Annotated in this window: 21 protein-coding genes, 1 tRNA gene and 3 pseudogenes; 12 read left to right on the forward strand and 13 right to left on the reverse strand. The window is 66.3% G+C overall.

What is annotated here, in order from left to right; all coding sequences use genetic code 11:
- Nucleotides 1–65: 65 nt before the first annotated feature.
- The 4 genes from ROSELON_RS02045 to ROSELON_RS02055 are packed head-to-tail and all read left to right on the forward strand — an operon-like array spanning nt 66 to nt 1,912.
- Nucleotides 66–338, forward strand: coding sequence for a hypothetical protein (locus ROSELON_RS02045; protein ID WP_025310791.1), 273 nt, complete (start codon nt 66–68; stop codon nt 336–338).
- Nucleotides 335–511 (forward strand): hypothetical protein, encoded by a 177-nt coding sequence (locus tag ROSELON_RS18030; protein WP_156945699.1) that lies wholly within the window; start codon nt 335–337, stop codon nt 509–511. The genes ROSELON_RS02045 and ROSELON_RS18030 overlap by 4 nt, the downstream gene beginning before the upstream one ends.
- A 28-nt stretch (nt 512–539) precedes the next feature.
- Nucleotides 540–845 (forward strand): hypothetical protein, encoded by a 306-nt coding sequence (locus tag ROSELON_RS02050; RefSeq protein WP_025310792.1) that lies wholly within the window; start codon nt 540–542, stop codon nt 843–845.
- Nucleotides 846–871: 26 nt separating this feature from the next.
- A complete protein-coding gene (locus ROSELON_RS02055; protein WP_025310793.1) occupies nt 872–1,912 on the forward strand; it encodes a L,D-transpeptidase in 1,041 nt (346 codons plus the stop codon).
- 59 nt (nt 1,913–1,971) lie between these two features.
- On the opposite strand, the gene ROSELON_RS02060 is transcribed toward ROSELON_RS02055, so the two are convergent.
- Nucleotides 1,972–2,340, reverse strand: a complete 369-nt coding sequence (locus tag ROSELON_RS02060) for a putative periplasmic lipoprotein (protein ID WP_038650061.1) — start codon at nt 2,338–2,340, stop codon at nt 1,972–1,974.
- Between the two features lie 166 nt (nt 2,341–2,506).
- A tRNA-Ser gene (locus tag ROSELON_RS02065) sits at nt 2,507–2,596 on the reverse strand.
- 380 nt (nt 2,597–2,976) lie between these two features.
- On the opposite strand from ROSELON_RS02065, the gene ROSELON_RS02070 reads away from it, so the two are divergent.
- Entirely contained in the window at nt 2,977–4,530 is a 1,554-nt protein-coding gene (locus tag ROSELON_RS02070; RefSeq protein ID WP_156945702.1) for an ASPIC/UnbV domain-containing protein, read from the forward strand.
- Between the two features lie 17 nt (nt 4,531–4,547).
- Here the strand turns inward: ROSELON_RS02070 and ychF are convergent, their stop codons facing one another.
- The gene (gene ychF / locus ROSELON_RS02075) at nt 4,548–5,645 is read right to left on the reverse strand and encodes a redox-regulated ATPase YchF (protein WP_025310796.1); all 1,098 of its coding nucleotides are present in this window, start codon (nt 5,643–5,645) and stop codon (nt 4,548–4,550) included.
- A 100-nt stretch (nt 5,646–5,745) separates the two neighbouring features.
- On the opposite strand from ychF, the gene ROSELON_RS02080 reads away from it, so the two are divergent.
- The 3 genes from ROSELON_RS02080 (at nt 5,746) to ROSELON_RS02090 (ending at nt 8,288) form a co-directional block, all read left to right on the forward strand.
- The gene (locus ROSELON_RS02080; protein ID WP_025310797.1) at nt 5,746–6,168 is read left to right on the forward strand and encodes a VOC family protein; all 423 of its coding nucleotides are present in this window, start codon (nt 5,746–5,748) and stop codon (nt 6,166–6,168) included.
- A gap of 71 nt (nt 6,169–6,239) precedes the next feature.
- Entirely contained in the window at nt 6,240–7,031 is a 792-nt protein-coding gene (gene trpA, locus ROSELON_RS02085; RefSeq protein WP_025310798.1) for a tryptophan synthase subunit alpha, read from the forward strand.
- Nucleotides 7,032–7,124: 93 nt separating this feature from the next.
- Nucleotides 7,125–8,288, forward strand: a complete 1,164-nt coding sequence (locus ROSELON_RS02090) for an alpha-hydroxy acid oxidase (RefSeq protein ID WP_025310799.1) — start codon at nt 7,125–7,127, stop codon at nt 8,286–8,288.
- A 109-nt stretch (nt 8,289–8,397) separates the two neighbouring features.
- Here the strand turns inward: ROSELON_RS02090 and ROSELON_RS18580 are convergent, their stop codons facing one another.
- Together ROSELON_RS18580 and ROSELON_RS18995 are read right to left on the reverse strand one after the other, a co-directional pair.
- Complete coding sequence (locus tag ROSELON_RS18580) at nt 8,398–8,925, reverse strand: MFS transporter (protein WP_051508334.1); 528 nt, start codon at nt 8,923–8,925, stop codon at nt 8,398–8,400.
- Between the two features lie 112 nt (nt 8,926–9,037).
- Nucleotides 9,038–9,616: pseudogene (locus tag ROSELON_RS18995) on the reverse strand (hypothetical protein); the annotation flags it as partial.
- Nucleotides 9,617–9,728: 112 nt separating this feature from the next.
- Here ROSELON_RS18995 and ROSELON_RS02100 point away from each other — a divergent pair.
- The gene (locus ROSELON_RS02100; RefSeq protein ID WP_025310800.1) at nt 9,729–10,361 is read left to right on the forward strand and encodes a 50S ribosomal protein L25/general stress protein Ctc; all 633 of its coding nucleotides are present in this window, start codon (nt 9,729–9,731) and stop codon (nt 10,359–10,361) included.
- 63 nt (nt 10,362–10,424) lie between these two features.
- On the opposite strand, the gene ROSELON_RS02105 is transcribed toward ROSELON_RS02100, so the two are convergent.
- The gene (locus ROSELON_RS02105) at nt 10,425–11,150 is read right to left on the reverse strand and encodes an FkbM family methyltransferase (protein WP_025310801.1); all 726 of its coding nucleotides are present in this window, start codon (nt 11,148–11,150) and stop codon (nt 10,425–10,427) included.
- Nucleotides 11,151–11,191: 41 nt separating this feature from the next.
- Nucleotides 11,192–12,229 carry an alcohol dehydrogenase catalytic domain-containing protein gene (locus tag ROSELON_RS02110; protein ID WP_051508337.1) on the reverse strand — a complete coding sequence of 346 codons (1,038 nt, stop codon included), beginning with the start codon at nt 12,227–12,229 and terminating at the stop codon, nt 11,192–11,194.
- Nucleotides 12,230–12,353: 124 nt separating this feature from the next.
- Between ROSELON_RS02110 and pth the strand changes: the two are divergent.
- The 3 genes and pseudogenes from pth to ROSELON_RS02120 all read left to right on the forward strand — a co-directional run bounded on the left by pth (nt 12,354) and on the right by ROSELON_RS02120 (nt 14,549).
- Nucleotides 12,354–13,044, forward strand: a pseudogene (pth, locus tag ROSELON_RS02115) (aminoacyl-tRNA hydrolase).
- 80 nt (nt 13,045–13,124) lie between these two features.
- Nucleotides 13,125–14,033 (forward strand): annotated as a pseudogene (locus ROSELON_RS17705) (DUF2332 domain-containing protein); the annotation flags it as partial.
- 120 nt (nt 14,034–14,153) lie between these two features.
- Entirely contained in the window at nt 14,154–14,549 is a 396-nt protein-coding gene (locus ROSELON_RS02120) for a DUF2237 family protein (protein WP_038650066.1), read from the forward strand.
- A gap of 66 nt (nt 14,550–14,615) precedes the next feature.
- Here the strand turns inward: ROSELON_RS02120 and trpB are convergent, their stop codons facing one another.
- From trpB to ROSELON_RS02150, 6 genes are all read right to left on the reverse strand, one after another.
- Nucleotides 14,616–15,845: a tryptophan synthase subunit beta gene (gene trpB / locus ROSELON_RS02125; protein ID WP_025310805.1), complete on the reverse strand. Its 1,230-nt coding sequence runs from the start codon at nt 15,843–15,845 to the stop codon at nt 14,616–14,618.
- Between the two features lie 78 nt (nt 15,846–15,923).
- Nucleotides 15,924–16,901 (reverse strand): hypothetical protein, encoded by a 978-nt coding sequence (locus ROSELON_RS02130; RefSeq protein WP_025310806.1) that lies wholly within the window; start codon nt 16,899–16,901, stop codon nt 15,924–15,926.
- Between the two features lie 26 nt (nt 16,902–16,927).
- The gene (locus ROSELON_RS02135) at nt 16,928–17,584 is read right to left on the reverse strand and encodes a phosphoribosylanthranilate isomerase (RefSeq protein ID WP_025310807.1); all 657 of its coding nucleotides are present in this window, start codon (nt 17,582–17,584) and stop codon (nt 16,928–16,930) included.
- Between the two features lie 11 nt (nt 17,585–17,595).
- The gene (locus tag ROSELON_RS02140) at nt 17,596–17,955 is read right to left on the reverse strand and encodes a LapA family protein (protein ID WP_025310808.1); all 360 of its coding nucleotides are present in this window, start codon (nt 17,953–17,955) and stop codon (nt 17,596–17,598) included.
- A gap of 31 nt (nt 17,956–17,986) precedes the next feature.
- Nucleotides 17,987–18,274 (reverse strand): integration host factor subunit beta, encoded by a 288-nt coding sequence (ihfB, locus tag ROSELON_RS02145; RefSeq protein ID WP_025310809.1) that lies wholly within the window; start codon nt 18,272–18,274, stop codon nt 17,987–17,989.
- 266 nt (nt 18,275–18,540) lie between these two features.
- Nucleotides 18,541–19,005, reverse strand: coding sequence for a GNAT family N-acetyltransferase (locus ROSELON_RS02150; protein ID WP_025310810.1), 465 nt, complete (start codon nt 19,003–19,005; stop codon nt 18,541–18,543).
- Nucleotides 19,006–19,008 lie beyond the last annotated feature (3 nt).

The raw sequence follows: 19,008 nt of genomic DNA on the forward strand, positions 1-19,008 counted from the left end.
GCACGGACCCGGGGTCCCTCGTCTCCGGGGCCGTGCACCTTCACCGGCATCAGTGAGGGCCACGGATGGGCCACCGCATCTGCAGAACCCTGATGATCGTCCTGATCCTGCTTTACCTGGCGGCCTTGGCCATCGGGCTGATCGGCACCTATGGCTGGTTCGGCCAGGACCGCGACCCGCTGTCCTGGGTCTTCATCCTGCCCCTCGGCCTTCCCTGGGTCCTGATGCTGGACGGCGCTGGTGACACGGCGGCGCCGGTGCTTGTCGCCCTCACCCCGCTGCTCAACATCGCCATCCTCTGGGGCCTATGCCACTTCATGAAAGGACGCTCCGCATGACCTTCGACATCGCCCATGCCCTGGTGACCTGCGTCCTGATCTTCCTGACAATCATCGGGATGGAACGGGCGGGTCTTTATGTCCCCCACAAGAAAGGCGGCCCGCGGTTCAGCTGGCCCCTACTCCTCGCGATCTTCGTGGTCGTCCTGATCTTCAACCTCATCTGGCCATAGGGCCGGACATACAAGAAAGGCACGCGTCATGGGACGTATTCTTTTCGGCATCATCGGCCTGATCCTGGGCCTGATCGGCGGCGCGCTGTTCGGCGGCGCGATCCTGGGCGGGTCTGCGGCCGGCATCGGGATCGCGACCGGCATGACGACCGGCGTTTGCGCCACCGTCATCGCCGCCAGCGAAGAGGGTCTTCTGACCGACGAGCAGGTGGAACAGGTCATGGCCCGCGCCGCGACCGATCTGGGCGGAACCATGGACGCCACGCCCGAGGCGACAACCGTCGCGCAATGCGAGGCGTTCATGCAGGAGCTGATGAGCGAGAGCGACACCTGACGCGGCACACTTTCGGAGGGACGCACATGAAAACCGACCGCAGAACCGTCACCTTGTCGCTGGCCGCGGCCCTCGGGCTGCCGGTCATGCCGATCTGGGCGCAGCAGGACCAGGAGGTCGTGTTTGACATCGCCAACATGCTGCCCGGCGATTTCACCTGGCACCCCGAGCGAGAGCCGCAAGGCGCCGTCGCGGTCATCTGCTCGATCCCCGAGCAGCGCGTGCATGTCTACCGCAATGGCATCCGCATCGGCGTCTCGACCTGTTCCACCGGGCGGCCCGGGCATGAAACGCCCACGGGCGTCTTCACCGTGCTGCAAAAAGACGCCGACCACCGCTCGTCGACCTACAACAACGCGCCGATGCCGAACATGAACCGCCTGACCTGGGGCGGCATCGCGCTTCATGCCGGAAACCTGCCCGGCTATCCGGCCAGCCATGGCTGCATCCGCCTGCCCTTGGAATTCTCGGAACACCTGTTCGAGGTGACCCATATCGGCACGCCCGTCATCATCTCGGGCGCGCGCAATGACCCGTGGGAGCTGATCCACCCCGGCCTCGTGCTCAGCGGCCTTGCCGAAAACGACATGGAGGATGCCGTCGCCGGTCTCGACCAGAGGTCGCATCCCGCCGATTGGACCGACGGTACCGACTACCCCGTGACCGCCATTCTGGCCACCCGCGAGGATCGCAAGATCATCCTCATGCAAGATGGTCGAAAGGTTTATGAAGGCAGCATCGAGGTGATCGACGATCGTCCCTTCGGCGAACACGTCCTCGTCATGCAGGGGACGCGCGACACCGGCCTGCACTGGACGGGCCTCACTCACCACCCGGACCCGGACCACCCGCTCTGGCCGGAAGAACAAGTCCTGAACCGGCTGCGCGTGCCGGCCGAGTTCTCAACGCTTCTGACCAGCAGATTGCACCCCGGTCTCGTGATGGTCGTCTCGGACCTCGCCGCAACGCCAGACCGTCAATCCGGCCGCGACTTCGTCATCATGACCGGCGCGTTGCTGACATCCCCGATTCCCCCGATGAACCCGAGGCAGATGCCGACCGAATGACCGATGCGCGTCAGGAAGAGCGCCTCCGGGCAGCTTTTGCCGGGACGCGCGCCCTGACGTCACTCACACCAGAAGCCGGGGTCGCGGAACCCATCCACGATCCACCTTGCCCCCTGCTGCACGGCTGTCAGGGTGTACAGGCATTCCTGTGAATAGGGAACATATGTCGTGCTGGTGCCGTAGGCGGTGGCGTATCCACCAGATCCAAAAACCGTTGCCGTGGTGGGCGAGGTCATCGGCATGACCCCCGATGACGTCATCCGCCACTGATAGGCCCGACGACCATCTTCGAGGTCCAGAACGATGGCTGGCGGGCCATAGTCCAGAATCGGTTCCTGGATGGACCCACCCACATAGGATTCCATGATTTGACTGGCGCAGCCTGAAAGAAGAAAAGCAGCTGCAAACACGATCGATACGCGACGCACGACACACTCCGTTACTCTCTACTGAGCGCAGTCTGCCATTTTTTGATCTGGAAACAAGGGCTTGACAAAAGACGCGACCATCTGTGCGCTTTGCGAGGCAAAGGCGGGGACGCACGCCCCGCTTGATCTATAGATCGAATGGATTTCACGGACGTGCGGTTTTGGGTGGCGGAGACGAAGGGATTCGAACCCTCGAGACGGTTTCCCGCCTACTCCCTTAGCAGGGGAGCGCCTTCGACCACTCGGCCACGTCTCCGTCGACCCTGATACGCAGCAATGCCCTGAGGTGCAAGCGGGTTCCGCGGGCTTGGGAGATCGGGCGGAATCGGCAGCGGCCGGCGTGGCCCTGTAATGGGACGACCTGCATGCCTACGGGTCAGGGCATGGCGCCGTGGCCCCGAGGGCCCGCACCGGCGATATGGGCTGGGGCCCGCCGTGCCACCCTGTGCAGCATTGCCGCGGACGGGCGTGAACGCGCGGTTTACAGCCGGGGGAAAACGGGCGTTAAGTGGGTGCCGCAATCGGCAATCCCAAGGACGGGCAGGACAGATGAACGGTCGGACATGGCCATATCGCCGGCGCGGGTGTCAGGCTTTTTCCCGGCGGCTTGCCCGTTTGGCGGTGCAAGTCTGCGCGGTGGCCGTCATCGCCGTGCCGCCGGGCGCGCGCGCGGCGCAGGCGCAGGGGGACGTGCCAGCCATCGCGTTCGAAGACCGCTCGGACCGCCTGCACCTGCCCGACCGCGACGGTGTTCGACGGCCCTTCACCGGCGAGGCTTTCGCACTCGTGATCGGCGATATGGGGGGGCGGCCCCTGCCCGACCTTTACCTCAATCACCACCACCGCTGGATCCCGGCCGCCGCCACCTTCCCCGATGCGCATGTCATCCTCGACCCGGGCCACGCAAACGGCCCGACCGGATGGCAGACCCTGACCGCCTGGGACCAGCATGGCGCGGTGCTGATCGACATCGACGGCGATGGAGACCGCGATATCGTCGAAGCCAGCGGCGGCAACCTCGCAGAGGCGACATGGGAGCACCGCGACCGGACATCCAACCGGGTGTTTCGCAACACACCCGACGGTTTCATCGATGAAAACATCGCCGCCGAGCTTGGGCTGTCTCACGAGTTAGGCAGAACCTATGCGGTGACGGCGCTCCATCTCGGCGGGCGGCTTGGCCTGATCTTTGGCGTTTTGCCACGGCCGGACACGCGGTACCCGACGGCCCTCTACGTCCAGCAAGATGACGGCAGCTTCGCGCCCGAGCCCGAACGGTTTCGCGTGGGCCACCGCACCGGGATGGTGGCCAGCATCGCGACCTACCGGCTGGCCATACCGGGCTTCTTCGATGACGACGACACGATCGACCTGATCCTGTCGCAGAACGCGTGGCCGCCGCATACCGTACTGTTTCGCGGCACGCCGGATGGGTATTTCATCACCACCGGCGAAGACCTGATGCCAAGCTGGCCGACCGATGGTGTCGCCGTGCCGGGCGTGGCCGCGGCGCCGGATCGTGTGTGGCTGACCCAAAGGAACCGCCGCCTTGCGCCGTGGTACGATACCGTTCTGGTCTGCTGCACCGACACGGCCGCGACCGGGTGGCAGCCGTTTGACGGCCCGGCGCCCGGTGCGGCCTCCTACGGGGTGACACGGGGGGATTTCGATAATGACATGGACGTGGACGTCATGTCCCTGGTCCAGGATGACAGCGGCGGCTGGGGCCTGATCTTTTGGGAAAACGACGGCGCAGGGCGGTTTCGGGCCCATCGCCTGCCCCATGGGGGCGCGGCTGCGCCGATCGGCATCACCAGCGGCGATCTTGACCTCGATGGCACGCTCGACCTTGTGATCGGTGACGCGGGCGGAACCGAGCGGTCGTCCTACACGCTGCTCATGGGGCGCGCGCCGGCTGGAAATTGGCTACAGATCGACTTGCGCGATCCGTGGTCGCTGGATGGGCTAGGCGCGCGCATCCGTGTCACGGCAGGCGGGCAGGTGCAGACGCTCGGCCAAACGGGCGGGGGCCATTGGGCCGCACAGGATCACGTGCGCCTGCATGTAGGTCTGGGCCGGCAGGACCAGGTAGCGCTCGAGGTGTCATGGCCCGATGGCACCACCACGCGCCATGCCACGGCGGCAAACCGCCTTGTGACCCTGACGCATCCCGGCGTTTCCGCCGACTGATCCGGCGCGATCGCGCGTCAGGCGTTGAACAGGAAATGCAGGACGTCGCCGTCCTTGACCTCGTACCCCTTGCCCTCGACCCGCATCTTGCCGGCATCCTTGGCGGCCTGTTCGCCGCCCAGGCTGACGAAGTCGTCATAGGCGATGGTTTCGGCCCGGATGAACCCGCGTTCGAAATCGCCGTGAATGACGCCGGCGGCCTGCGGGGCCATGGTGCCGCGCCGGATGGTCCAGGCGCGGGCCTCCTTCGGGCCGACGGTGAAGTAGGTTTCAAGGCCCAGCAGGTCGTAGCCCGCGCGGATCAACCTATCGAGGCCGGCCTCCTGCAGGCCCAGTTCCTCAAGGAACATCTGCGCCTCGTCCGGATCCAGCTGGCTGATCTCTTCCTCGATCTTGGCCGAGATCACCACATGACCGGCCCCCTGCTCGGCCGCCATCGCGGCGACCTTGTCCGACAGGGCGTTCCCCGTCGCCGCCTCGCCCTCATCGACGTTGCAGACATAGAGCACCGGCTTGGTGGTCAGCAGTTGCAGCCCTTTCCACGCCTTTGAGTCCTCGGCGTCCACATCCACGAGACGGGCAGGCTTGCCCTCTTCCAGCATGGCCTTGGCCTCTTTCATCAGGCGTTCCTGCTGGACGGCTTCCTTGTCGCCACCGCGCACCTTGCGCACGATGTTCTGCAGACGCTTTTCGATCGACTCGAGGTCGGCCAGCATCAGTTCCGTCTCGATCGTTTCGGCATCCTCGACCGGGTCGACGCGCCCCTCGACATGGGTGACGTCGTCATCCTCGAAACAGCGCAGCACATGGGCGATGGCGTCGACCTCGCGGATGTTGGCGAGAAACTGGTTGCCCAGGCCCTCGCCCTTGGACGCGCCTTTCACCAGGCCCGCGATGTCGACGAAGGTCATGCGCGCCGGAATGATCTGCTTGGACTTGGCGATCCCGGCCAATCTGTCCAGCCTTGCATCGGGGACCGCAACCTCGCCCACATTGGGCTCGATCGTGCAAAAGGGAAAATTGGCGGCCTGCGCGGCGGCCGTCTTGGTCAGCGCGTTGAACAAGGTGGATTTGCCAACATTCGGCAGCCCCACGATTCCGACCTTGAACCCCATCTCTCGACCTCATGCCTTGGAAATTCGCCGCCTTCTACGGCGCGCGGGCGCGCGGGGCAACCGAATGTGCTAGACTGGCAGCGCCAACAGGAGATCGCCCATGCATGTCACGCCCTATCTGTTCTTTCCCGGCACCTGCGAGACGGCCCTGACCTTCTATGCCGAGATGCTGGGCGCATCGCCGCCCGAGATCCTGCGTTTCGCCGATATGCCGGCCGAGGACCGCGCCAACATGCCGGGCGTGGCCGACGCGACGGTCATGAACGCAACGCTGCGCCACGGCGATCTCGAGATCCTCGCCTCGGACGGCGGACCGGGGGACGAGGCGGGCATGGCCGGCGCCTCGCTGCACCTTGCGATGGACAGCGTGGCCGAGGCGCACCGCGTCTTTCACGCGCTGGCCGATGGCGGAGAGGTCGGCATGCCGATGGGCGCAACCTTCTGGACGCCGGCATTCGGCACGGTGCAGGACCGCTTCGGCATCCGGTGGATGGTGTCGGTCGAAGAGGGTGTCGTGGCCTGATCCCTCACGCCCCATTGATTTCCCGGCCCCTTTGCCCCAAACCCGTCTGCGGTATTTCCAAGGGGGTCCCCATGACACGTATCGACGACACCTTCGCGCGGCTGCGGGCCGAGGGGAAAAAGGCCTTTGTCGCCTATGTCATGGCGGGCGATCCCGACTACGACACCTCGCTTGAGGTGGTGCGCGGCCTGCCCGCCGCCGGTGTCGACATCATCGAACTGGGCATGCCCTTTACCGATCCGATGGCCGATGGCCCCACGATCCAGTTGGCCGGCCAGCGCGCGCTGGAAGGCGGGCAGACGCTGGAAAAGACGCTGCAGATCGCCCGCGAATTGCGCAAGGGTGACGACACGACCCCGATCGTGATGATGGGCTATTACAACCCGATCTATTCGCGCGGCGTGGACAAGTTCCTGACGGACGCGAAAGAGGCCGGGATCGACGGGTTGATCGTGGTCGACCTGCCCCCCGAGGAAGACGACGAGTTGTGCATCCCGGCGCAAAAGGCCGGGCTGAATTTCATCCGGCTGGCCACGCCCACGACCGATGACAAGCGACTGCCCAAGGTGCTGCAGAACACCAGCGGCTTTGTCTATTACGTCTCGATCACCGGGATCACCGGCGCGGCCGAGGCGCAGGCCGCCGAGGTCGCCCCCGAGGTCGCGCGCATCAAGGCCCAGACCGACCTGCCCGTGATCGTCGGTTTCGGCATCAAGACGCCCGCCTCGGCCGAGGGCATCGCCAGTATCGCGGATGGCTGCGTCGTCGGCTCGGCCATCGTGGGCGAGATCGCGGCCGGCAAATCACCCGCCGAGGTGCTGGACTTCGTCAAGGGGCTGGCCGACGGCGCGCACCGGGCCTGACGCCGACATTCGGTCGCGGACGCCACAATGGACAGGGGGACGCTCGGGCGGTAAGAAAAACAAACCAATTTCCGCGGACTGGGGGAGGCCGCCATGCCCGTCATCACCGAAATCGAAGACCTGCGCCGCATCTACCGCCGCCGCGTGCCCAAGATGTTCTACGACTACGCCGAGTCGGGCAGTTGGACGGAACAGACCTTCCGCGAGAACACATCGGATTTCGAAGAAATCCGCCTGCGCCAACGCATCGCCGTGGACATGGCCGGGCGCTCGACCGCCACGCAACTGGTGGGCGAGGACGTGGCGATGCCCGTCGCGCTGGCCCCCGTCGGCCTGCTTGGGATGCAATCGGCCGATGGTGAGATCAAGGCCGCCCGCGCCGCCGAGCAGTTCGGCGTGCCCTTCACGCTGTCCACCATGTCCATCTGTTCGATCGAAGACGTCGCCAGCCACACCTCGAAACCGTTCTGGTTTCAGGTCTACACGCTGAAAGACGACGACTTCATGAAGCGTCTCTTTGCCCGCGCAAAAGAGGCCAAATGCTCGGCGCTGGTCATCACCGTGGACCTTCAGGTCATGGGTCAGCGTCACAGGGACGTGAAAAACGGCCTGTCCGCCCCGCCGAAACTGACGCCGGCCTCGATCGCAAACCTGGCGACCAAGGTGCCGTGGGGCCTCGAGATGCTACAGACCAAGCGGCGCTTTTTCGGCAATATCATCGGCCATGCAAAGGGGGTGAAAGACCCTTCCTCGCTCGGGTCGTGGACGGCCGAGGCGTTCGACCCGTCGCTCGACTGGGCGCGGATCAAGCAGTTCCGCGACTGGTGGGACGGCCCCGTGATCCTCAAGGGCATCCTCGACGAGGAGGATGCCAAACAGGCCATCAATGTTGGCGCCGATGCCATCGTCGTCTCGAACCATGGCGGGCGGCAACTGGACGGTGCGCTCAGCTCGATCCGCATGCTGCCCCGGATCATGGATGCCGTCGGCGACAAGACCGAGGTGCATCTCGACAGCGGCATCCGCTCGGGCCAGGACATCCTCAAGGCCGTCGCCCTGGGGGCCAAGGGCACGATGGTGGGCCGCGCCTTTGTCTATGGGCTGGGCGCCATGGGGCAGGAGGGGGTGAAAAAGTCGCTCGACGTCCTGCACAAGGAACTCGACACGACCATGGCGCTGTGCGGCGAACGCGACGTGAAGGACCTTGGGCGGCACAACCTGCTGATGCCCGAGGATTTCGAAACGCGCTGGCGCTGATCTGCCTTTGAGGGGCGAGGGGCATCGTCCATTGTCCTCGGACCAATGGCGGACAAGGGACAATCCCTCGCGCTCCCCGGAGTATTTCACCCAAGAAGAAGAGTTGTCGCTACAGGGGTCGCGCGGCTGCGCGCAACCGTGGCAACAGCATCAGTGGCACGATCAGGAGCAATGCGGCGCCCACGGCAAAGGCCGCACGCAGCCCGAACCCTTCGGACAGAAAGCCCATCAGCGGCGGTCCGATGAAAAAGCCGAAATACCCGATCATCGCGGCCCGCGACACGGCCAGCGTGCGCCGCTCGGGCGCGGCATGGACACCGGCGAGGGCAAGGGCCAGCGGCGCCACCACCGACACGCCCAGCCCCAATAGCCCAAAGCCGAGATAGGCAATCAACGGCGCCGGGGCCGCGGCGGCGATGACCAGCCCGGCCGCCGCCAGCATCGCGGCGCCCCGCAGCACCGCCATCTCGCTGCCGCGCAGGGTCACCATCTGCCCCAGCAGCCGCCCGACCCCCATCGTCAGGCCCAACATCGCGGGGCCGAGGGCGCCCTCGGCCGCGCCGCCACCCAGGGTCCGCTCGACATGCAGGGCCGACCACCCCTCGGTCGCGTTCTCGACGAAAAAGGCGATCAGCACGACGAAGCCCGCAATCCAGGCATGCCGACCGACATCGGCCCCGGCTGACCTGCGGGGCCTCGCCCGCCGAATGGGCGACAGGGCGCGGCCATGTGAAGGCCGCCAGCATCAGCGTCACGGCCGCGATCAGGACGAACCAGAGCGCAGGCGACAGCGCCGCCTCGCGGGCGATGCCGGTCAGGGCCGCACTGGCGGCGTAGGCAAAGGAATAGCAGGCATGGTTGAGGTTCATCAGCGCCATGTCATGCCGCGCCTCGAGCCGTGCGATCCGCGCATTGGCAAGGATGTCGGCCAAACCCGTCGTCATGCCCACCGCCACCATGGCGATGCTGAACAAGACGACGCTCGCCGCCCAACCCAGCGGGGCGGCCGCGGCCGCCATCGCGATGACCGACAGAACCAGCCCCGCACGCGGCAGCCGGGCGTCGAGGCGCGGCGCCATCGCCATCGCGATCAGCGCCCCACCGGACGAAGCCAGAAGGATCATGCCGAACAGGGCGTCGCCGGCTCCGATCCGCGCCTTGAGGTCGGGGATATAGGCCGCCGTGCCGCCCCAGAAGACCCCGATCGCGGCCAAGGCGGCGATCGGCGCCCGCGACAGGATCGCGGCGGTCAACAGGGCGGACAGGCGGGTCACCCCGCCGCTACCCCGCCCGGTTCGGACGGGCAAGCCCCCCGATATCTGCGCCATGGCGACGGGCGGCCGTTTTCCTCTGGCCAAAAGCGGGATTCGGCGCTAACAGGGCGCCTTCATCGGGGCCGACACCCTTGGAGGCGGCCCCCTAACCTATGGAGATATAGCTATGGCTGGTGAGATTCCTGATCTTATCGCTGAGGCACGGACGGGGACAGGCAAGGGGGCCGCTCGTCAAGCTCGCCGTGATGGCATGGTGCCCGGTATCGTGTATGGCGGCGGCGCCGATCCGCTTCCGATTCAGCTCCCCTTCAACGTGCTGCTGAAGCGCCTCAAGCAGGGCCGGTTCCTGTCGACGCTGTTCAACCTCAAGGTCGAGGGTCAGGACGATGTGCGCGTGATCTGCCGCGGCGTTCAGCGCGACGTGGTCAAGGACCTGCCGACGCATGTCGATTTCATGCGCCTGCGCCGCACCTCGAAGGTCAACCTGTTCATCCCCGTCGAAGTGATCGGCGAGGAACAGGCCCCCGGCCTGAAAAAGGGTGGCGTGCTGACGATGGTCCGCCCCGAGGTCGAACTGGTCGTGACGGCGGGCGACATTCCCGATCACATCACCATCGACGTGTCGAGCCGCGAGATCGGCGACGTGATCCACATTTCGGACGTGACGCTGCCCGAAGGCGCCAAGCCGACGATCGACCGTGATTTCGTGATCGCCAACATCACGGCCCCGTCGGGCCTGGTCAGCTCGGAGAATGCCGCCGAGGACGAAGCCGAGGAGGCCCCCGCAGAAGAGGCATAAGCCCATCTGCCTGCCCTTTCGCGCACCGATCGAACGCCGCCCCAATAGCCGGGCGGCGTTTTTTCATGCGCCTGTGTCGGCCTCGCCCCAGACCTTGCGAAACCCCAGGATCTTGCGGCTGGACACCACGGGGTCATAGGTCATGCCCATGGCGGACATGGCGTCGACGATTTTCTTGATCGTGGCGGGGCCATATTGCCGCGGATGCAGTTCCATCGCGCAAAAGCGCAGCGGGCATTTCCACGGGCGGTCAAAGAAACCCGCTTCGGCCCCTTCGACATCCATCAGCACGACATGGGGGCGATGGGCCCTGATCAGGTCGTGAAAACCGATCAGCGGCACCTCGACCTGCCGCCCGCCCCGCGCCCCCAGGCGCGACCCGGTGAAACCCTCGGAAATGTGGAAGCAGACGGTTTCGTCTTCTTCTGCCTGGCCGGCGACGGCCCCGTGCAGCAGGCTAACCCCGCTGCACCCGTTTCGGGAAAGGTTGCCCTCGATCACGGGCAGAAGATCGGGGTTCGCCTCGACCGACAGAACATGCTCGGGCGCCGTGCGCTGCGCCGCGAGCGTCGCCACATAGCCAAGCCCCGTGCCCAGTTCCAGAACGCGGAACCCAGATTTCACACAGCGATCGGCGGCGCGCGCCTCGTCGGCCTCGTAACTGCCGGCGCGCAGCTTCTCGACAATCTCGGCCGAGGCCAGGCCCGCCGGCACCACGAGATCGACACCGTTGATGTGAAAGGCCAGCGTATCGCCCACCCGGCCCGAATGCTGCATGTCACCTGTCATGGCGAACGCCTTAGCCGCTGACCATGGCGAAATCGCGGCACTCAGGCCGTCCCGCCGCCGGGTACCGTCACGCCCAGATCATCGGGGCCCAGACGCAGCAGGGTCTTGCCCGCACTCATCCCCGATGCGTAGGCGGCAATGGCGGCCTCGGCCTCGTCCAGCGGGGCGATGCGGGCCACCGTGCTTTCGGCAAACCCGTCGCGCAACCCGTTCGTCGCCGCGCGCATATGCAGGAGGATCTCGGGAAGGGTCTTGCGCGGCAACCATTTCGACAGCCAGAAGCCGCGGATCGTGACCTCTTTGAAGATCAGCGTGCCAGGATGGACCGAGACCGCCTTTTCGGCCAACGCCCCGTAGACGAGGATCTCGGCTTGCGGGCGCAACGCCTCGGTCAGGCGATAGGTCATGGCGCCGCCCACGGCATCAAAGGCCATCCGGCAGCGCAGCGTCTTGCACAGATCGGCCAGTTCGGCGTCGAAATCGGGGGCCGTCTCGTTCAGGACATAGCGCGCCCCCTCGGCCCGCAGGGCCTCGACCTGCGCCTGTTTGCGCACCACGTTGATGATCTTGAGGCCCTTGTCCCTGGCCCGGCGGCGGATCATGCGCCCCAATTGGCCGCCCGCGGCCGTACTGATGGCCGACCAATGCCCGCCGCGCCGCGCCAGCGAGATCAACGCGATCGCCGTCAGCGGGTTGACCGCCGACATCGCCCCCGCGCCCAAGGGCACCTGCTTGGGCAAGGGCACACAGGCGGTGACCGGCACGACCGCATATTCGGCCCACATTCCCCCCTGCCCCGAGGCACAGGCCACCTTGCGCCCCATCAGGTAGCGCCCCATCAGGCCCGGTGCCGCCGCGACGACCGTGCCCGCCGCCTCGAGGCCCGGGATCAACGGATAGGGGGCGGTGATGCCGTATTGCCCCTTGAGCGTCATCAGGTCGGACGGATTGACCGGCGAGGCCGCCAGACGCACCAGAACCTCGCCCGGGCCGGGGCGCGGCACTGGGCGCATGTCCAGCGACAGCGCATCCGGCGCGTTCAGCACAAGGGCGCGCATCTGGTGTGGCAGGTCGCTCATCGGGGGCCTCCGGTTGTCGCAACGGGCGTCTGCGCGGCAGTCTGGCACAGGCCGGGCCGCGCATCCACTTGGCAAATGGCCCTGTGGCTGGCATCACCCTGCGCAAGCGACGGGAGAGGTGGCCATGAAACTCTGGGTGGGTCTCGGAAATCCGGGGCGGAAATACGCAGGCAACCGGCACAATATCGGTTGGATGGCCGTCGAGCGGATCGCCGAGGATCACGGCTTTGCCCCATGGCGGTCCAAGTTCCAGGGCAGCGTCACCGAAGGCGTGCTGGACGGCGAAAAGGTGATCCTGTTGCGGCCCGAGACCTTCATGAACCTCTCGGGGCAGTCGGTGGGTGAGGCGATGCGGTTCTACAAGCTGACGCCGGATGACGTGACGGTGTTTCACGACGAGTTGGACCTTGCCCCCGGCAAGGTGCGGGTCAAACAGGGGGGCGGCCCTGCGGGCCACAACGGCCTGCGCTCGATCCACCAGCATATCGGCGAGGCGTATCGGCGCATCCGGCTGGGGATCGGCCATCCCGGCCACAAGGATCGAGTCGCGGGCTATGTTCTGTCGGATTTCGCCAAGGCCGATCAGACCTGGCTGGACGATGTGCTGCGCGGCGTCTCGGACGGCGCGGCGGCCCTTGCCGGCGACGATACCGGCCGGTTCCAGAATGCCGTCGCCCTGCGCACCGCGCCGCCGCGATCCTCGACATCCAGCGCGACACCGCCCAAGGCGCGTGACACGGCAGACAAGGCGGCCACCCCGCCCCAGGACGACACCCGCACGCCCCCTTCAAAAGCTGGTGGATCGCTTCAAATGACCGCCGAGAGGGTGCGCGGCGCCTTTCGCAGCCAGGGCATAAGCTGCGACATGCTGGGCTCACCCTTCATGGGGCGGCTGATGCCGCTGATTGCGGCGCGGCTTGACGACACGACAGCGGTCGGGGCGCGTGTGCTGTCCTGGCCCGGCGATATCGGGCCGGCGGGCCAATCCATCCCCTTGCGTCTGACCGGCGCCCTGCATGGCCTTGTTCTGGAGGGGCTCGACGACGCCCTCGTGGCGACCTACCCCCCGAACGCGGTCGATGACGACACGCTTTGGCGGGCCGTTCACGGCGCGATGACACGACACGAGGCGCGTCTGATGGCCTGGCTGGACCAGTTCCCGCAAACGAACGAGGTGCGCCGCGCCGCCGCCCTGCTGCCGGCGCTTTGGCATCTCGACGATGTGTATGGCCTGCCCCTGATCCTGTCCGAGGCCGGGGCGAGTGCCGGCCTGAACCTGTCGCTCGATCGGTTCCGCCTGCAGGCCCCCGATGAGGCCGGCGGCCCCGCCGACAGCCCGGTGCACCTGGCCCCCCAGTGGCGCGGCACGGCCCCGCCTCGCGCCCGGACGTTGCACGTCACGGACCGCGCCGGGGTCGATCGCAACCCGCTGGACCCGCACGACCCCGCCGATGCGCTGCGGCTGATGGCCTATCTCTGGCCGGATCAGCCGCACCGCCTGAGCCTTACGCGCGGGGCCATCGCGCTGGCCGGTCCCGCCCCGCAGGCGGGCGATGCCGCCGGATGGCTGGCCGCGCGCCTGTCGGGCGCATGGCCCGACCGCCTGCATGTCGTCTACACCACGATTGCGTGGCAGTACTTTTCGCCCGAGACGCAATCCGCCGCGACCGCCGCGGTCGAGGCCGCCGGCGCGCGCGCCAGCCGGACATCGCCCCTCGCCCTTCTGATGCTCGAGGCCGATGGCGCCCGCGATGGCGCCGCGCTGAGCCTGCGCATTGGCCCGACGCCCCCGCGCCGCGCGTGATCGCCCGCGCCGATTTTCATGGCCGATGGATAGATTGGCGCGGTTAACCCTCGCGCCCCCTGCGCGGCCCTGATAGCGTGACCCGCGAAGCGCCACGCAATCACAACAGGGGCCAGCCGCATGTCATTCGAAATGGACCCGTCCGTCAATGTGCGCGGCGGGACGCTGCAATCTTGCTCACGCGACCCGATGACCGGCTTCTTCCGCACGGGAACCTGTGACACCTGCGCCGAGGATTCGGGCGCGCACACCGTCTGTGCGGTGATGACCGAGGAATTCCTGGCCTTTTCGAAATACGTCGGCAACGACCTGTCGACGCCGCGCCCCGAATTCAGCTTTCCGGGGCTGAAACCCGGCGATTCCTGGTGCCTGTGCGCCACCCGGTTCCTGCAGGCCCATGACGACGGCTGCGCGCCGCGCGTGAACATGGACGCCACCCATGAGCGCACGCTCGACACCGTGCCGCTCGAGGTGCTGGAGCGTTACGCGCTGGACGCGCCCTCCGACCCGGCCTGAAACGCCGCTCGGGCCGGATCGCGGGCCGCGTGATCGCGTCGGACCGCCGGACGGGAACGGCGCCGCTCAGCCGCCCTCCATCTCCCAACCCAGCGCGCGGGCCACGGTGAAGATATCCTTGTCGCCACGACCGCACATGTTCATCACGATCAGGTGGTCCGACGGCAGTTCGGGCGCGATCTTGGCCACATGGGCGAGCGCGTGGCTGGGCTCCAGCGCGGGGATGATACCCTCGGTCTCGCAGGACAACTGGAACGCCTCCAGCGCCTCGGCATCGGTGATCGAGACATACTCGGCCCGTCCGATATCGTGCAGCCAGGAATGCTCGGGGCCGATGCCGGGGTAATCCAGTCCCGCCGAGATCGAATGCCCTTCAAGGATCTGACCATCGTCATCTTGTAGAAGATACGTACGGTTGCCATGCAGCACGCCCGGCCGACCACCTGTCAGGCTGGCGCAATGTTCCATCTTCTCGTTCACGCCATGGCCGCCGGCCTCGACGCCGATGATCCGCACATCCTTGTCATCGAGGAACGGGTAGAACAGGCCCATCGCATTCGACCCGCCGCCGATCGCCGCGATGATCGTATCGGGCAGACGCCCCTCGGCCGCCATCATCTGTTCGCGGGTTTCCTTGCCGATGATCGCCTGGAAATCGCGCACCATCGCGGGGTATGGGTGTGGGCCCGCCACTGTACCGATGCAGTAGAACGTGTCGCGCACATTGGTTACCCAGTCACGCAGCGCGTCGTTCATCGCGTCCTTCAGCGTGCCGCGCCCCGAGGTGACCGGCACGACCTCGGCCCCCAGCAGTTTCATGCGGAACACGTTGGGCGCCTGACGCTCGACATCGGTCGCCCCCATGTAGACGACGCATTTCAGCCCGAACTTGGCGCAGACGGTGGCGGTGGCCACCCCGTGCTGCCCCGCGCCGGTCTCGGCGATGATCCGGGTCTTGCCCATGCGCCGCGCCAGGATGATCTGGCCCAGCACGTTGTTGATCTTGTGCGCGCCGGTATGGTTCAGCTCGTCGCGCTTGAAATAGACCTTGGCCCCGCCCAGACGTTCGGTCAGACGTTCCGCGAAATACAGCGGGCTGGGGCGGCCGACATAATGCGTCCACAGGAAATCCATCTCGTCCCAGAAGCTCTGGTCGGTCTTGGCATGTTCGTACTGCGCCTCCAACTCAAGGATCAGCGGCATCAGCGTTTCGCTGACAAAGCGGCCGCCAAAATCGCCGAACCGCCCCTTTTCATCGGGGCCGGTCATGAAAGAGTTGAACAGGTCGTTGGCCATCTCGGTCCTCGTGTCTGGTGTTGCTCTCTTTCTAGGGCAGTCGGGCGGTGTTGACCATGGGCAGAAGGGCCCAGACGCCTATCGCGACCGCGCGGCACCTGTCAGCCGGCGCTTGACCCGCTGGACCAGCGAATGCCGGCGCAACGCCTTGCCCTGCGCCAGCGCGTCCAGATCCACGCCCAGCCCATCGGCATATCCAAGGATCTCATCCTCGGACCGAAAGATCACCGCGTCGGGAATGGGCCGATAGGGCGGCAACGGGCATCCCATGGCACTTTCGATCCAGTCGATATCCGGCCGCCTGGCCGCGATCACCCGAGCGCAGGCGTCGGGGTCGATCTCGAACGGGGTGTCGCCGTAGCCAAGCAGCTTGCGCAGGATCTCCTTTCGATGGGCCTGTGTGTGCCGCGCGAGCCTTGGATTGATCGCCCAGAGCAGCGCGAACCCCTCGGCGGACAGGGATCTGTTACGCGCGGGTTCGGCCCGCACGGGGCCATCGGCGCCGACACGCGCGGCGAAATCCCGCAACAGGTCGCCATCGTGCAGATTGGCGGCATCGAACGGGATGACGTCGCATTGCGCGGCCCCGATCGCATCGACCCATCGGCCCAAACGCGCGCGGTAGTTCGGATAGAAGCCGCCCGGATCGAAGGGGCGTGGCCCCGTCTTGATCGCTTGTTGCATGATGCTGCGGATCATCGACACTGGCTCGCGGATATAGGCGATGGCATGGATCACGTCGAAATGACGATGGAACACCTCCATCAAGGCCTCGAAGTGAGGCGGGCGCAATCGGCCACTGGCCAGGGTTTCCCCCGACAAGATCATTGACCTGTCGTCGCGCTCGATCAGGGCCAGCAGGTCATGCACCAAAGGCGCCGGGTCCAGCGTGCCCCCCTTGTGGTGCATCGGCTCCAGCGGGTCCCCGACCAGCGACCGCCCCAGATTAGCGAGCAGAGGGAAATGGTTGTTCTGACCAATCCCCGGATAGTGGAGCCGGCCATCGTCATAACCGCTGAACGCATGTTGTATCGTCGTCGAGCCGGTCTTGAGCAAACCGAGATGTATGTGAAGGGTCCGGCTCAAGACGGGCTGTGCGCACTTTCGGCGGACGCGACGAATTGTGCGACGCGCTCTGCATCCTTGCGTCCCGGCGCGGCCTCGACCCCCGAAGAGACATCGACCTGCCGCGCGCCGGTCAGGCGGATCGCTTCGGCCACATTGTCGGGCGTCAGCCCACCGGCCAGCATCCACGGAACCGTCCAGTATTTCCGCCCCGACAACAGGCGCCAGTCGAACGCCAGACCGTTGCCGCCAGGCAGAACCGCGCCCTCGGGCGGCTTGGCATCGATCAACAGTTGATCGGCCACGCCCGCGTAGCGATCGATTTCGGACAGGTCGGCGGCGTCGCGGACCCCGATGGCCTTCATCACCGGCAGCCCGTAGCGCGACCGAACCTCGGCCACCCTATCTGGTGTCTCATGCCCGTGCAGTTGCACCATGTCCAGCGGCACCGCCTCGGTGATCGCATCCAGCAAGGCGTCGTCGGCATCGACGGTAAGGGCCACCTTGGCGATGCCGACCGGCACCTCGCCGGCAAGGGCGCGCGCATCGTCGAGCGACAGGTGCCGCGGCGATTTCGGAAAGAACACGAACCCGACATACCGCGCGCCGGCGTTGGCCGCGGCCAGCACGTCCTCGGGCCGTGTCAGGCCGCACACCTTGACTGCAATCGCCATGGGCCGGGGTGTCAGCGCGCCGTGCCCGCGTCTTCGACAAGCGCGAGGACCTCGTCCTTGCCTTCGTTGTCGCGACCCTTGAGCGCCTTCACCTCACGCTCCAGCTTGCGCGCTTCGCGCTTGTTGGTGGCCGCCTCGGCCCGGTGGCGATGCTCGCGCAGCCACTCCCACACAAAACCCAGAAGCACGCCTGTGACCACACCGCCAAGGATGACGAGGAACAACGGCAGTTCGATGGCGTAATCCACGCCGGTCCACAGCGCCAGTTCGGCCGGCAGGATGGTCAGCGTCACCGGATCACGGTTCGCCATGGCCAGCACGACCAGTCCGATCGCCACCAGAACAAGAAACAGGTACTTGATATAGCGGATAAGTTTCATCCCCACCCCCGGTTATATGCACTCACGCGTCTTGGCCGTTCAACCTGTCGCGTAGCAGCTTCCCGGCCTTGAAGAAAGGGACGTGTTTTTCATCGACCTGAACGCTTTCGCCCGTCCGCGGATTGCGGCCGACGCGCGCGTCGCGTTTCTTCACCGAAAACGCCCCGAAGCCGCGCAACTCGACACGGTTTCCGTTGGCCATGGCTTCGATGATCTCTTCGAAAATCGCGTTCACGATCCGCTCGACATCCCGTTGGTAGAGATGCGGGTTTTCATCCGCCAGCTTCTGAATGAGTTCGGAGCGTATCATGAATCTTCCTTCCGGCAGGGCAGCTCTGCTCGGCGTTTACTATACGGGGTTTCCCCTTGTGTGGATACCGCCAATGCTGGGTCAAACCCGGCGCAAAGGCGCCCAAGGGCCTGTAAACGGTGCCCTTTTGCGCACTGCTGGCGCCTTTGGGTCCGGCAGACGCGTGCCCTTGGCCTGTGCGGGAAATACCGATTCGCGGCGCCCCATGTCATCACCGGGCCGCCGCAACGCGCACCCGAGGCGGGATCGCGGCCAGACCTGCGGCATCACAGCCCGCGCGTCATGAACACGCTGGCGGGGTCCGGGCGATAGCTGCCGAAGGAGGGGCATTCCACGAAACCCTCGGACCGATAGAGACGCCGCGCCGGGGCGAAGGCCTCGCTCGACCCGGTCTCGAGCCAGAGCGTCAAAAGGCCGCCCTCACGGGCGATCTGCATCAGATGCCGCAAAAGGGCGCGGCCGTGGCCGCGACCGCGTGCCGTCGCCGCGCAGTGCATGGATTTCAGTTCGGCCGCGCCAGGGCCGAGCGGTGCCACTGCCCCGATCGCCACACCGCCCCCGGTTTCGTCGCGACCAAGGAACACCCGCGCCCCGGCGGCGCGCAGCTGTTCAGCCGACAGCACGTGGCAACTCTCGGCGGGGGAAAGTGCGCGCATCGACGCCTCATGCGCCGCCAAAAGCGCATCGGCGGCGGCGTCCGGCCCTGTCACCTCGGCAATGTGCAGGGCCATGGC

This window comes from Roseibacterium elongatum DSM 19469, from assembly GCF_000590925.1.
GTDB classification, from domain to species: Bacteria; Pseudomonadota; Alphaproteobacteria; order Rhodobacterales; family Rhodobacteraceae; genus Roseibacterium; species Roseibacterium elongatum.

Excerpts from the sequence above, each read along its gene's own strand:
- trpB (WP_025310805.1), bottom strand. The coding sequence starts at position 15,845 with ATGGCCAACGACCTGTTCAACTCTTTCATGACCGGCCCCGATGAAAAG.
- ROSELON_RS02100 (WP_025310800.1), top strand. The coding sequence starts at position 9,729 with ATGGCTGGTGAGATTCCTGATCTTATCGCTGAGGCACGGACGGGGACA.
- ROSELON_RS02110 (WP_051508337.1), bottom strand. The coding sequence starts at position 12,229 with ATGAGCGACCTGCCACACCAGATGCGCGCCCTTGTGCTGAACGCGCCG.
- trpA (WP_025310798.1), top strand. The coding sequence starts at position 6,240 with ATGACACGTATCGACGACACCTTCGCGCGGCTGCGGGCCGAGGGGAAA.
- ROSELON_RS02120 (WP_038650066.1), top strand. The coding sequence starts at position 14,154 with ATGTCATTCGAAATGGACCCGTCCGTCAATGTGCGCGGCGGGACGCTG.
- ychF (WP_025310796.1), bottom strand. The coding sequence starts at position 5,645 with ATGGGGTTCAAGGTCGGAATCGTGGGGCTGCCGAATGTTGGCAAATCC.
- ROSELON_RS02150 (WP_025310810.1), bottom strand. The coding sequence starts at position 19,005 with ATGGCCCTGCACATTGCCGAGGTGACAGGGCCGGACGCCGCCGCCGAT.
- ihfB (WP_025310809.1), bottom strand. The coding sequence starts at position 18,274 with ATGATACGCTCCGAACTCATTCAGAAGCTGGCGGATGAAAACCCGCAT.
- ROSELON_RS02090 (WP_025310799.1), top strand. The coding sequence starts at position 7,125 with ATGCCCGTCATCACCGAAATCGAAGACCTGCGCCGCATCTACCGCCGC.
- ROSELON_RS02055 (WP_025310793.1), top strand. The coding sequence starts at position 872 with ATGAAAACCGACCGCAGAACCGTCACCTTGTCGCTGGCCGCGGCCCTC.
- ROSELON_RS02050 (WP_025310792.1), top strand. The coding sequence starts at position 540 with ATGGGACGTATTCTTTTCGGCATCATCGGCCTGATCCTGGGCCTGATC.
- ROSELON_RS02105 (WP_025310801.1), bottom strand. The coding sequence starts at position 11,150 with ATGACAGGTGACATGCAGCATTCGGGCCGGGTGGGCGATACGCTGGCC.
- ROSELON_RS18030 (WP_156945699.1), top strand. The coding sequence starts at position 335 with ATGACCTTCGACATCGCCCATGCCCTGGTGACCTGCGTCCTGATCTTC.
- ROSELON_RS02080 (WP_025310797.1), top strand. The coding sequence starts at position 5,746 with ATGCATGTCACGCCCTATCTGTTCTTTCCCGGCACCTGCGAGACGGCC.
- ROSELON_RS02135 (WP_025310807.1), bottom strand. The coding sequence starts at position 17,584 with ATGGCGATTGCAGTCAAGGTGTGCGGCCTGACACGGCCCGAGGACGTG.
- ROSELON_RS02045 (WP_025310791.1), top strand. The coding sequence starts at position 66 with ATGGGCCACCGCATCTGCAGAACCCTGATGATCGTCCTGATCCTGCTT.